Raw genomic sequence first — 12,079 nt, 5'->3', positions numbered from 1 at the left:
ATGGGTATAGTATTTCCTGCAGGCAAGATCGCCGTTACAGCTAATGGAGCAGCTCATGACCTTCAGCGGTCTGCGATTATCTGAACTGATTGGTTCCCTCAGTCATGCCCTCGACATGACTGAGGGGCAACCCAGAGGGCACTGCATCCGTTGTTGCTGGATAGGTTCCCGGCTGGGGGATCAGCTTGGCCTCGATGCCGGGCAGCGCCACGACCTCTATTACACCCTGCTGCTCAAGGATCTCGGTTGCAGCAGCAATGCCGCCCGCATTTGCGAGCTCTATCTCACCGACGATCTTCACTTCAAGCGTGACTTCAAGCTGGTGGATGGCTCACTCTCCGAGGTGGTCAACTTCGTGCTGGGCCACACCGGCCTGCAGGCGGATCTGCTGGGGCGCTTTCGCAGCCTGTTCCACATCTTTCGCAACGGCGATCAGATTGCCAACGAGCTGATCCAGACCCGCTGTCACCGTGGCGCCGATATCGCTCGCCAGCTGCGCTTCAGCGATGAGGTAGCCGGCGGTATCCTCTCTCTCGACGAGCACTGGAATGGCAAGGGTCGGCCGCTGCAGCTGGCCGGTGAGGCGATCCCGCTTTTCTCCCGCATCGCCCTGCTCTGTCAGGTGGTGGATGTGTTTCATGCCGCAGCAGGGCCGGAAGCGGCGCTCAAAGAGGTGCGCGAGCGCAGCGGCAGCTGGTTTGATCCCGAGCTGGTCAGGCAGTTTGAAGCCATGGCCGATGCGCCCTTCTGGCAAGGGCTGGCGGATCCCCAGCTAGCTGAGTGGGTATTTATCCATCCGGCCGGGCAGGGGGAAGTGGCGCTCGATGAAGATTATCTGGATGAGATTGCCGCCGCCTTCGGTCAGGTGGTGGACTCCAAGAGCCCCTACACAGCCGGTCACAGCGGCCGAGTGGCACTCTATACCGATATCCTCGCCACCCAGATGGGGATCCCGGAGCCACGGCGGCGCTGGCTCAAACGCGGCGCTCTGCTGCACGATGTGGGCAAGCTTGGGGTGAGCAACGCCATCCTCGACAAACCGGGCAAGCTTGATGCCGATGAGTGGGTGGCGGTGCAGATGCATGCCGCCTATACCGAGGAGATCTTGAGCCGGATCGGTGCCTTCAAGGAGCTGGCCCAGGTGGCGGGGGCCCATCATGAGCGGCTCGACGGCAAGGGCTATCCCAAGGGACTCAAGGCAGAGGAGATTGCCCTTGAGACCCGCATCATCACCACGGCCGACATCTTCGATGCCATCACCGCCAAGCGTCCCTATCGTGGTGCCATTCCCGTGCCCCAGGCGCTGGAGATGATGGCCGAGCAACTGGGGTCTGCCATAGACCCCGACTGTTTTGCTGCGCTGGAGGCGGGGATCAAGGATTTCTCCATCTACCTCACGGCAGAGCAGCCGTTGGCGGATGCCGGTTAAGTCCGTTGCCCTGACCCCTGTTCAGTCAAAGGCCCCGCTTCGCGGGGCCTTCTGTTTTCAGCGGTCGTCCGACTGGCTGCGGGGCGGGTACAGCACCAGTCCCAGCAGGCGGCGCAAGTGGGTGAGCTGCTCGGTGAGCTGCAGGTTCAGCCAGAGATAGCCGCTGATGGCGGCCTCGCCCCCGGCATCGAGCCGCACCCGGGTCGCGGCCTCCTGCAACTCGCTGATGGCCTGTTCAGCCCCTTTCAACTCGCCGCTCTTGAGCATGAGCGCCAGCTGGATCATCACGGCCTCGGTCGCCTGCTGGCAGGCGCGCAGCTCGGGGGTGCTCTGCATCAGAAAGTGGCTCTGGCGATCGCTCCAGTAGGTGTTGGCCAGCATCTCCAGGGTGCAGAGGGTGTTGCGCATCGTGGTCTGGATGGCCTCGAACAGGGCGCTGCCAAGGCGGGTCTCCTTGACCGCCGGTGTCAGCAGGGGGCGCAGGCTGACCATCTTGGAGAGCAGACGAGAGTGGCTTTGCGCCAGCCTGGGTCGTTCCAGAATATTGGGGGAGAGGTGGGTATGGTAGAGCCGGTGCGCCTGCAGCAGGGTGTCGTGCATCTGCAACCGCCAGTGGCTGTAGGCGCGCTGGGGGTAGATGCTGCAAAACAGCAGCGCCAGCAGGGAGCCCAGGATCACGTCGGCACTGCGCCAGAGCGCCGTCTCTATGTCCCCCGGCATGGCCCCCATGGTGACCCCCAGTGTGATGCCGATGAGCAACCCCACGTAGGGGCGCTTGCCGAGCGCCAGATAACCGCACAGGAACATGATGCAGCCGCACCACACCAGGGTCAGCGGCAGGGAGTAGAGCTCCAGATAGAGGGCCACCACACCGCAACCGGCGCCGAAGATGGTGCCGACCACACGTTGCAGGGCTCTTGATAGCACGTTTCCCCAGAACGAGATGGGCCCCATTACCACCACTAGCGTGATCAGCGGCCAGGTACTTTCCGGCAGCTTGAGTTCACGGGTCAGCAGAAAGGTGAGCATGAAGGCGAGCGCGATGCGCAGGCCGTGGACGATGCGATAGCGGCCATAGATCAGCAGATCGAGCCGGGAGAGCGGGGTATTCAGGCGCAAGGGACTAGCCTCGGGTCATGGGCGCAAGCACCCCGCCACGCCCGGCGGGGTGCTTGCGATTTATCAGGCCACTCGTCCCTGGAGTGGGTGGATCCAGACCCGCTCGCCGACCGCGATGGCCGGCTGGGCGGGGACAATTTCAATCAGGCAGTTGGCATCGCTCATGGAGCTGAGAATGCCGGAGCCTTGCGGGCCCGTGGTACGTACTCGCAGCACGCCGCTGGCATCCTGATGGAAGACACCGCGCAGAAACTCGGTGCGGCCAGGGCGGCTTTTCATCTGCTGCTCGGCCTGCGCAGAGAGGCGCAGCGGCTGCCAGACCCGGCCCTGCAGGCGGGCGATGGCGGGCTCGACAAATTGCAGGAAGCAGACCATGGCCGCCACCGGATTGCCCGGCAGGCCGAAGAAGGGGGTTGTCCCCAGCTTGCCAAATGCCAGCGGGCGGCCCGGACGTATCTGGATGCGCCAGAAGGCTATCTGGCCAAGCTCCGCCAGCACCTGCTTGATGAAGTCGGCATTGCCCACCGAGACGCCGCCCGAGCTCAGCACCAGATCGGCGTTGGCCGCGGCCTGTTCCAGCTGCTGGCGCAGTATGGCCGGATCATCCGGGATGATGCCCAAGTCCATCACCTCGCAGCCGGCGGCGGCGATGAGCGCCATCAGGGTGAAGCGGTTGCTGTCGAAGATATGGCCCGGGGCCAGCGTCTCACCCGGTGCCTGCACCTCATCGCCGGTGCTGAACAGCGCCACCTTGAGCGGGGTGCGTACTGACAGGCTGGCCTGACCCAAGGAGGCCGCCAGTCCCAGCTGGGGGGCACCAATACGAGTCCCGGCCGGGATGGCGACCGCGCCCTTGGCGAGATCTTCCCCGGCCAGACGCACGTTCTGCCCCGCCTTGATGGGAGCGCTCACCGTGACCCACTCCCCCTCTATTTTTGTCTCTTCCCGCATCACGACCGTATCGACGCCAGGGGGCAGCGGCGCGCCCGTCATGATCTGCACCGCCTGACCGGCCAGCACAGGCTCATGGTGCTGCTGGCCCGCCAATACCTGACCCACCAGTTGCCAGCGACCGGCGGCGAGGTCGTCGCCGCGCAGGCCAATCCCGTCCATCGCCGAGTTGGCGTGGGGGGGCACATTGATGGGGCTGACCAAGTCCTGTGCGAGCACGGCGCCGTGGCACAAGGCCAGCGGCTTGTCGCAGCAGGCGCTGCTTGGGCTGAGGGCAGCCAGAATGGCGCTGCGGGCCGCCTCCACCGACAGAAATCCCGTTCCCGGCACCTGTTCGGCATGCCCGGCCTTGCTCGCGTAGCCGCAGACGAAGTCGGCGATGGCCGCCAGATCATTGATATCGAGTTGGGGCAGAGTGGTTTCCTGCGGCGTATCGCTTGCCAGCGCGATGATATCGTCATCGTCCGGGAACAGCAGTGGCTTGCCTAGCGCTGTGCGGTGCAGCTCTATCTTGGGGAAGTGCTCGTGTTTGAACCCTTCCACCAGCAGCAGGTCGAGCCGGGTCTGGTCGAAGCTGGCCAGCAAGGCGTGAAACGGGGGCTCGGCGTCGGGCGTCTCGACGATGCGGGCGTGACGACGGCGCGAAGCCGCCATCACCTGATCCGCCCCCGCCTTGCGCAGGCGGTAGCTGTCCTTGCCCGGCTGGTCGGTGTCAAAGTCGTGATGGGCGTGCTTGAGCACACCCAGGCGCAGACCGCGACTTACCAGAATGGGGATGAGCTGTTCCAGCAGCGTGGTCTTGCCGGTACCGCTCCAGGCGGCAAAGCCGAGCAGGGGAAGAGTGGGGGCCGGTGTCATGATGCTGTGGCTCCTTGTCGGGGGTCGGTAGACGAGTTCAGCAGGCGCGCCTCGTAGGCGGCCAGCTCGGCCGGGCTGTTGAGGTTGATGAAGGCATCCGGCTGGTCGGCAAAGCTCACCACCGCCATCTTGTGGCGGGCGAACCAGATATCTATCTTGCGCTCCCCCTCGGCCAGGGCATGGGTGAGCGACGGCAGCAGAGACTTGTGCAGCAGGGCCACCACAGGTTGCAGCCAGTCACCATCGTGGGCCACCACCAGTTCGGTATCCGGGGTGAGGGCTGCGCGAAAGCGGCTCATCAGATCATGGGGCAGAGCGGGGCCATCGCAGGGGACGAACAGCACCCAGTCGTGGTGGGCGGCGGCAAGGCCGGCCTGCATGCCCGCCAGCGGGCCCAGATAGTCCGGGTTGTTGTCGCTGATGACGGTGGCCAGCGCCTGATAGCGAGTCTGACTGCGGTTGGCGTTGATCAGCACCTCATCCACCTGGGGGCACAGCCGCGCCAAAACGTGGTCGATAAGGGGGCGTCCCGCCAGTGCTACCCAGCCCTTGTCTTCGCCCCCCATGCGGGTGGCGCGGCCACCGGCCAGGATCACGGCAGAGACGGGGAAGGTGTCAGTTCTGGGTTCGCTGTTTGAGGTCATGTCGCTCGATGATTTTCAAAGGAGTGGGTTCGTGCAGCCGGCCACGGGCGAGGGTCCATTGCCGCTCGCACAGGTCGGTCAGATCGTTGCTCTGGTGGCTGATGATGACCAGGCCGCTGCCCTGTTCCTGCAGATCTTGCGCCAAGGCGGCCATCAGGGCAACCGAATGTGCATCCAGATTGGCGGTGGGTTCGTCCATCAGCAGGAAGGCGGGCTGCAACGCCCAGGCGCGGGCCATGGCCAGACGCTGGCGCTCGCCACCAGACAGTATGCTGATGTGTTCCCGCGCCAGCCCCTCCAGCTCGACCCGGCGCAGCGCCTCGAACACCCGCACCTCGTCGGCGGCCTGATGGCCGAGAGCCCAGGCCACGTTGTCGTGCACGCTGCGATCGAACAGATAAGGAGTCTGGTGCAGATAGGTGACCAGACCCGGGCCGGGATCCCGTTTGATCCACTGCTCGAGCCTGGCGCGCCAGCCGCAGGCGAGGTTGGTGTGGCCCCGGGTCGGTATCAGTAGCCCGGCCAATATCTTGAGCAGGGTCGTCTTGCCCACCCCGTTCGCCCCGCGCAGCCAGATGGCGTCGCCCGCCGCGATGGAGAGCCGCTCTATCTGGAACAGGTTGCGCTCGCCAAAGCGCATCATCAGCTGGTGGGCGGTCAGGGCCATGGGGTACTCCAGTTGATAAACAGTGGGGGCATGGTCAGTTCTTCAGATAGCTGTGACCACGGCACGCGGTCAGCAGCATCCGGTCAGGGGTAAAAGTGCGCTCTGCCATGGTCAGTTTTTCAAATAGCTGTGACCACGGCACGCGGTCAGCAGCAGGTTGAGCAGCAGGGCCAGGCTCAGCAGCACTATGCCAAGGGCAACTCCCTGGGCAAAGGCACCCTTCTGGGTTTCCAGCGCGATGGAGGTGGGGATGTTGCGGGTAAAATGCAGGATATTGCCCCCCACCATCATGGAGCAGCCCACCTCGGTGACGATGCGGCTGAAGGCGCCGATCACCGCCGCCAGCAGGCCGAAGCGGCATTCGCGCATCAGCCCGAGCAGCGCCCTCGGCCAGGAGAGTCCCAGGGTGAGTGCCGTCTCCCAGGCACGTCTGTCGCTCTGGATAAAAGCGGCGTGAGCCATGGTGGCGATGACGGGGAAGGCGATCAGCATCTGGCCCACCACCATAGCTTGTTGGGTAAAGAGCATCTTCCAGTCGCCGAAGGGGCCGGCCCGGGAGAGCAGCATGTAGAGCAAGAGGCCGATTACCACGGTCGGCACCGACTGCAAGGTATTGATGCAGGAGAGCCAGAGCCAGCGCGCCGGGATCGGCAGATAGGCGAGCGCGAATCCCAGCAGCAGCGCCGGCACCAGCACCAGCAGCAGCGCGATGCAAGAGACGGAGAAAGAGACCCCCACCACCTGCCACAGCTCGGTATCGCCCCCGAACAGCAAGGCAAGCGCCGCCAGCGTTGTATCCAGCAGAGTCGGCATCAGGCGCTTGCCTCATGGGGCAGGGCGAGGGCCATCCATGTGATTGTATGGAACAAGGGCTGCATTATTTCCCGTTGGTATCGGCCACAAACAGCGCCTGGCCTGCCACCTTGAAGTCACCGATAAGCGTCTGGCCGTGCTCGGAGATCAGCCAGTTCTTCAGGGTGCGGGCCCCTTCGGTGTTGAGATCCGGGTAGCGCTTGGGGTTGACCAGAATCACCTGATAGGGGTTGAACAGTCGCTTGTCCCCCTCCAGCAACACGGCGAGATCCAGCTTGCTCTGATAGGCGAGCCAGGTGCCGCGGTCGGTCAGGGTATAGGCGCCAAGCTCGGAGGCCATGGTGAGGGTTGGGCCCATGCCCTGGCCGATGGACTTGTAGCCGGCAAACTCGGGTTTGACGTCGGCCGCCTGCCACAGTGTCTTCTCCTTGATGTGGGTGCCGGACTCGTCCCCGCGGGAGATGAAGGTCTGCTTCTTATCCTTGATGGCCTGCAGCGCCTTGGCGGCGTCGTGCAGCTTGCCCAGGCCCGCGGGATCCTGGCTCGGGCCGACGATGACGAAGTCGTTGTACATCAGGTGCACCGGCTCTATGCCAAAGCCTGCGTCAACAAAGGCTTTTTCGGCAGACGGAGCGTGGGTCATCACCAGATCCGCGTCGCCGTTCTCACCCATTTTCAGGCTCTGGCCGGTACCGGCCGCCATCACCTGTACCGGATAACCTGTCTCCCTGGTGAACTGGGGCAGCAGCCAGCCCAGCAGGCCGGACTGCTCTGTGCTGGTGGTGGTGGCGAGGCGAATGGGCGCCTTGGCGCTCTCGGCGTGGCTGGCGGTACTCAGCAAGGGGAGGCTCAGCAGCAGGGCGGTCGAGAGGGCAAGGGCAAGACGTTTGCGCACGGTTCCTGTGATCATGATGTTCATCGTATCCGGGTGATGGGCAGAGGGCAGGACCAAGCAAGCAGGGTGCCAAGCTGGCCGTACACTGCCAGCAGCGCAGTTTTTAATGTTGAAACAGTCGGTTAAGAGCGTTAATTGCGTGATGGCCTCGTTGCTTTTAATAAAGGGGGTTGGCACTCGGGGCCGGTTAGCGACAAAATGTCCCACAGTTTATAAGGTCGGTGGGACAATCCCGGAGCCTTGTTGAATCTGAGGTACTTTTTTCATGACTGCACCCGCCAGCCGCTGGTCTGCCCTCTCTCTGCTTATCGTCGATGACGAGCCCGGCATGCGCAGCTTTCTGGCCAAGGCGCTGGCCAGGCGCTTCGCCCAGATAGAGACGGCCGCCAGCGTGGAGGAGGCGGAGGCCCTGCGCTGCCGCCTGCATTTCGATCTCATCATCGCCGACATCCGGCTGCCGGGGCGCTCCGGCATCGAGTGGCACGAAGCCATAGACCCCGCGACCCGGCGCAGCGACATCATCTTCATGACCGGCTTCGGCGACATGGATACCGCCCTCAAGGCGCTGCGGCTCGGTGCCAGCGACTTTATCCTCAAGCCCTTCAACCTGGATCAGATGGTCCAGGCGGTGGACAGGGTGATAGAGCGCCGCCAGATGGAGCGGGAGAACCTGCTGCTGCGCCGGGAGGTGAGCAAGTTGTTCCCGCCCACCCTGATCGGCGACAGCGCCAAGACCCGGGAGCTCAAGACGCTGATCGCCAGAGTTGCCCCCTCCAACGCCGCCGTGCTGGTGGAGGGGGAGTCCGGCACCGGCAAGGAGCTGGTGGCCCGCGCCCTGCATCAACTCTCCGGCCGGATGGGGGCCTTTGTGCCGCTCAACTGTGCCTCCATCGCCCCCGAGCTGCTCGAAAGCGAACTGTTCGGCCACGTGCAGGGGGCCTTCACCGGTGCCCGCAAGGGGCGCGACGGCCTGTTTCGGGTCGCCCATCAGGGCACCCTCTTTCTGGACGAGATAGGCGAGATGCCGCTCGCCATGCAATCGTCCCTGCTGCGGGCTCTGGAACAAAAAGCCATCCGGCCGGTCGGCGCCGAGCGCGAGCTGTCGGTGGATGTGCGCATCGTCGCCGCCACCAACCGCAACCTCAAAGCCGAGGTGGAGGCGGGCCGCTTTCGGGAAGATCTCTTCTACCGCCTCAACGTGGTGGCACTGCCGGTGGCGCCCCTGCGGGATCGCGTCGACGACATCCCGGCCCTGGTGCACCACTTCACCCGCCAGCTCACCGCCGAGATGGGGATGGGCTCGTTAAGCTGGACCCACGAAGACGTGGTGGCCATGCAGGCCTATCCCTGGCCCGGCAACGTGCGCGAGCTGCGCAACCTGATCGAGCGCTGCCTGCTGCTGGGCAAGCCCCCCGCCGACTATTGGCAGAGCGCCCAGTCCAGCGAGCAGAGCAAGGGGGGAGAGGGATATCCCCTGGAGTGGGCGCTGTCGGAGGTGGAGAAGGCCCACATCCTGCAAGTGGTTGAGCGTTTCGAGGGAAACAAGTCCGCCGCTTCCCGGGTGCTGGGGGTGGCGCGCAAGACCCTGGAGCGCAAGTTCAAGGAGTGGGCCATCGAATGAAAACCCGCAACCGGACGGCACCGCTATGACCCTGCTGCCGCGCTGGCTCAAGACCAAGGTACGCTGGCGCCTGCTGCTGCTTACCTCTGTGCCCATCATGCTGACCCTGGTGGGCATGATGGGGCTGACGCTTTACTGGACCCTCACCTACAGCTGGCAGAACCTGCTCACCAATGTGCGCGGTGACCTCGGGGTGGCCCACCATGCGGTGAGTGTGCAGCAGCAGCGTCAGGCCGAACACCTGGAACACCTGCGCGATGCCTGGGCGTTTCAGCTGCGACTGCGCGAGACACCCGATGAGTTGCAGCAGTGGGTGAAGCCACTGGCGGCCAACTATGACCTCGACTTTCTGCGCTTGCGCAGTGGCGCCGAACTGGATCAGTTGACGGCCCGGGAGCGCGCCACCCTCGGCGCCGGGCGCAGCATCAGCCATTTCGTGGTCTGGTCTCGTGAAGAATTGCAGGCCCTTTCGCCTACCCTTGCCAGCCGCGCCGTGTTGGACAGGGAACAGACAACCGCCACGGATCAGGAGACTCGGGGGCTTGTCAGCCTCTCACTGACCCCTGTCATGGGGCGGGATGGATCGCTCTGGGCCGTGCTGGAAGGGGGTGAGCTTATCAACGGCAGCACCCGACTGGTGGATGAGCTCAAGCGCCAGGTGTTTGCCAAAAACACCCTGCCAGAGGGGAGCATAGGGACCGTCACCCTGTTTCTCGATGATCTGCGGGTGAGCACCAATGTGCCGGTCAGCAGCAGCCGTCAGGTGGGCCGAGCCGTGGGCACCCGTGTCTCGGCGCCGGTGCGGGAACAGGTGCTGGGGAGGGGGGAGCTCTGGATCGATCGCGCCTTCGTGCACGATGCCTGGTATGTCTCCGGTTACGAGCCCCTGCTCGGGGCTGGCGGCGAGCGCATCGGTATGCTCTACGTCGGCTTTCTGGAGTGGCCCATCATTCGCACCTACCTCACCAATCTGCTGGAGCTGGGCTCAGGCGTGGTGCTGCTCTTGCTGCTCTCGGGCCTGCTGGTCTATCGCGGCGCGCGGGATCTCTTCACCCCCATAGAGCGGATGCACAAGGTGGTGCGTCAGGTGCAATATGGCAAATCGGCCAGGGTAGGGCAGTTGGCTCTGGATCCCGACCACGAGCTGGCCCAGCTGGGTCGCCAGTTTGACGCCATGCTGGACCGGCAGGATGCCCATCGCCAGCAGATGGCCCGCAGCGCCGACGAGCTGGAGCAAAAGGTGGCCGAGCGCACCTTGAGCCTCAAACAGAAGACTGCCGAGCTTGAACACCACATCCATATGCTGACCCAGGCGCGCCAGCAACTGCTTATCAGCGAGAAGCTGGCGGCCCTCGGCGAGCTGTGCGCCGGTGTGGCCCACGAGATCAATAACCCCTTGGCGGTGATCCTCGGCAATGTGGAGCTGATGAAACTGGAGCTGGGGGAGGCCGCCGAGCCGGTCAGCGAGGAGCTGGCGCTGGTGCTGGCACAGATCGAGCGCATTCGCGCCATCACCCGCAGCCTGTTGCAATACTCCCGTCCCGGCGACTATGAGACGGCGCCTGTCTGGCAGCACCTCACCCCCATCATCGAAGAGAGCCTGACCCTGGTGCGCTCCGCCCTGCGCCAGCAGCAGGTGAACCTGGTGGCCGATCTCAAGGCCCAGCAACCCATAGAGGCGGATCGCCAGCAACTGCTGCAGGTGCTGATAAACCTCTTGGTCAACGCCAGTCACGCGCTGGGGGAGCAGGGAGAGATCCGGGTCGAGAGTCGCGACTGGTTCGACGAGGCGGGAGTGCTGCAAGGGGCCGAGGTGCGGGTCATCGACAACGGCAGCGGCATAGACGCCGCCATCATGGACAAGATCTTCGACCCCTTCTTCACCACTCGCGCCACAGGCACAGGCTTGGGATTGGCCCTGAGCCATCGCATCATCAGCCGCTGGGGCGGGGAGTTGGTGGTGGCCTCCACCCTGGGGAAAGGCAGCTGCTTTACCATACGGCTGCTCAGCCGCGCCCGCCTGCCCGCTGGCAGCGAACCCCGCCAGCTGGAGGGGTGGCGCATTGCGCTGGGGGCCGAGGGGCGTGAGACAGGCGATTGATCCTGTTATAAAAAGGCCCGTTATAAACACAGCCCGTCAACATGGTTGGCGGGCTGTTTTGTCGGTGGGTGAGTGGTTATTTACTGCGGGCTCCACACCAGCTTGCCGCTTTGGGTCAGGTCATAGCCGCCGAGGCGGGCCGCCAGCTCGCGCCCTTCCGGCGATTGCAGCCAGCCGATCAGCTGCTGCAACAGGGTGCGAAAGAAGACCCCTTGCGGCATCACCAGATCGAAACACTCCTGCGACAGCGGCATAAAGCCGAGGCCAAACTCGGTGGCTGTGCTCTGGGCGCCGGGCCCTACGTCGGCATCGCCCCGGCTGATGGCGGCGGCCAGCTCCCGCTCGCTGTTGACCTCGAGGGTGCGCTCCAGCCTGGTCAGCGACTCCCCCTGGGTTTGCAGCCACTCCTGCAGGGCGCGCTGGCTGCCAGCACCCTCCTGGCGCATGGCCCAGCGCCAGTCGAGCGCCTCGTTCGCCTCCTTGGGTTGCAGCCCCTGGCGCAGCACCAGCCCCTGCACCCGCCGAAAGCCATGCACTATCACCCATTGCCGGTGGCCCTGATACTGCTGCACCAGCGCCGGATGGCGCAGGTGGGCCTCCTCGGCCTGCCCCCAGTGGATGGCGCAGAGATCCACATGGCCGCGCGCCAGCATCGCCAGCCCCTGACGGGTGCCGCACGGGGTGTAGCCCACCAGTGCCTGGGTCCCGAGCTGCCGCGCAAGCGTGCTGCAACCATAGTGCAGCAGCACGTCGTCAGAGCCCGCCAGCAGCAGCCGGTCATTCATCACCCCCTCGTGGCAGCTGCCGAGCAGCCAGCGATCGAGCAGGGATCGCGGAAACAGCCACTTGCCGGTCGCCTTGGTGGCGGGGATACGCGCCTCGTTGGCGAGCTGGTAGACCTTCTTCTCGTTGAGATCGAGATACTCGGCCACCTGCTTCACATTCATAAACTCGTTCATGGCTTGCGTTTGACCCTCTGGC

Annotated in this window: 10 protein-coding genes; 3 read left to right on the top strand and 7 right to left on the bottom strand. The window is 64.5% G+C overall.

Annotation, left to right across the window (positions count from 1 at the left end; all coding sequences use genetic code 11):
- The first annotated feature begins 55 nt into the window (after nucleotides 1-55).
- Complete coding sequence (locus tag GWQ27_RS00195; RefSeq protein WP_265433658.1) at nucleotides 56-1,429, top strand: HD-GYP domain-containing protein; 1,374 nt, start codon at nucleotides 56-58, stop codon at nucleotides 1,427-1,429.
- 57 nt (nucleotides 1,430-1,486) lie between these two features.
- Here GWQ27_RS00195 and GWQ27_RS00190 read toward each other — a convergent pair whose 3' ends face one another.
- From GWQ27_RS00190 to GWQ27_RS00165, 6 genes are all read right to left on the bottom strand, one after another.
- Nucleotides 1,487-2,548: an FUSC family protein gene (locus tag GWQ27_RS00190; RefSeq protein ID WP_265433659.1), complete on the bottom strand. Its 1,062-nt coding sequence runs from the start codon at nucleotides 2,546-2,548 to the stop codon at nucleotides 1,487-1,489.
- 63 nt (nucleotides 2,549-2,611) lie between these two features.
- Nucleotides 2,612-4,357, bottom strand: a complete 1,746-nt coding sequence (locus GWQ27_RS00185) for a bifunctional molybdopterin-guanine dinucleotide biosynthesis adaptor protein MobB/molybdopterin molybdotransferase MoeA (protein ID WP_275906389.1) — start codon at nucleotides 4,355-4,357, stop codon at nucleotides 2,612-2,614.
- Nucleotides 4,354-5,001, bottom strand: a complete 648-nt coding sequence (gene mobA, locus GWQ27_RS00180) for a molybdenum cofactor guanylyltransferase MobA (RefSeq protein WP_275906388.1) — start codon at nucleotides 4,999-5,001, stop codon at nucleotides 4,354-4,356. The genes GWQ27_RS00185 and mobA overlap by 4 nt, the downstream gene beginning before the upstream one ends.
- Complete coding sequence (locus GWQ27_RS00175) at nucleotides 4,973-5,668, bottom strand: energy-coupling factor ABC transporter ATP-binding protein (protein WP_275906387.1); 696 nt, start codon at nucleotides 5,666-5,668, stop codon at nucleotides 4,973-4,975. Before GWQ27_RS00175 ends, mobA begins: the two co-directional genes overlap by 29 nt.
- 111 nt (nucleotides 5,669-5,779) lie before the next feature.
- Entirely contained in the window at nucleotides 5,780-6,481 is a 702-nt protein-coding gene (locus GWQ27_RS00170) for an ABC transporter permease (RefSeq protein WP_275906386.1), read from the bottom strand.
- Between the two features lie 64 nt (nucleotides 6,482-6,545).
- A complete protein-coding gene (locus GWQ27_RS00165) occupies nucleotides 6,546-7,391 on the bottom strand; it encodes a substrate-binding domain-containing protein (RefSeq protein WP_275906385.1) in 846 nt (281 codons plus the stop codon).
- 250 nt (nucleotides 7,392-7,641) lie between these two features.
- Between GWQ27_RS00165 and GWQ27_RS00160 the strand changes: the two genes are divergently transcribed.
- Both GWQ27_RS00160 and GWQ27_RS00155 read left to right on the top strand, forming a co-directional pair.
- Nucleotides 7,642-8,997, top strand: coding sequence for a sigma-54 dependent transcriptional regulator (locus GWQ27_RS00160; RefSeq protein ID WP_059167896.1), 1,356 nt, complete (start codon nucleotides 7,642-7,644; stop codon nucleotides 8,995-8,997).
- A 25-nt stretch (nucleotides 8,998-9,022) separates the two neighbouring features.
- Entirely contained in the window at nucleotides 9,023-11,098 is a 2,076-nt protein-coding gene (locus GWQ27_RS00155) for a cache domain-containing protein (protein ID WP_275906384.1), read from the top strand.
- Between the two features lie 80 nt (nucleotides 11,099-11,178).
- Here GWQ27_RS00155 and GWQ27_RS00150 read toward each other — a convergent pair whose 3' ends face one another.
- Nucleotides 11,179-12,045 carry a helix-turn-helix transcriptional regulator gene (locus GWQ27_RS00150; protein ID WP_275906383.1) on the bottom strand — a complete coding sequence of 289 codons (867 nt, stop codon included), beginning with the start codon at nucleotides 12,043-12,045 and terminating at the stop codon, nucleotides 11,179-11,181.
- Nucleotides 12,046-12,079: the final 34 nt, after the last annotated feature.

This window comes from Aeromonas sp. 5HA1 (genome assembly GCF_029237245.1).
Classification (GTDB): domain Bacteria; phylum Pseudomonadota; class Gammaproteobacteria; order Enterobacterales; family Aeromonadaceae; genus Aeromonas; species Aeromonas salmonicida.
The sequence above is the reverse complement of the archived record's forward strand: the minus strand, read 5'-3'. Positions and strand labels throughout refer to the sequence as shown.

Coding starts and splice junctions, on each gene's coding strand:
- GWQ27_RS00195 (WP_265433658.1), top strand. CDS start 56: ATGACCTTCAGCGGTCTGCGATTATCTGAACTGATTGGTTCCCTCAGT.
- GWQ27_RS00185 (WP_275906389.1), bottom strand. CDS start 4,357: ATGACACCGGCCCCCACTCTTCCCCTGCTCGGCTTTGCCGCCTGGAGC.
- mobA (WP_275906388.1), bottom strand. CDS start 5,001: ATGACCTCAAACAGCGAACCCAGAACTGACACCTTCCCCGTCTCTGCC.
- GWQ27_RS00175 (WP_275906387.1), bottom strand. CDS start 5,668: ATGGCCCTGACCGCCCACCAGCTGATGATGCGCTTTGGCGAGCGCAAC.
- GWQ27_RS00170 (WP_275906386.1), bottom strand. CDS start 6,481: ATGCCGACTCTGCTGGATACAACGCTGGCGGCGCTTGCCTTGCTGTTC.
- GWQ27_RS00165 (WP_275906385.1), bottom strand. CDS start 7,391: ATGATCACAGGAACCGTGCGCAAACGTCTTGCCCTTGCCCTCTCGACC.
- GWQ27_RS00160 (WP_059167896.1), top strand. CDS start 7,642: ATGACTGCACCCGCCAGCCGCTGGTCTGCCCTCTCTCTGCTTATCGTC.
- GWQ27_RS00155 (WP_275906384.1), top strand. CDS start 9,023: ATGACCCTGCTGCCGCGCTGGCTCAAGACCAAGGTACGCTGGCGCCTG.
- GWQ27_RS00150 (WP_275906383.1), bottom strand. CDS start 12,045: ATGAATGTGAAGCAGGTGGCCGAGTATCTCGATCTCAACGAGAAGAAG.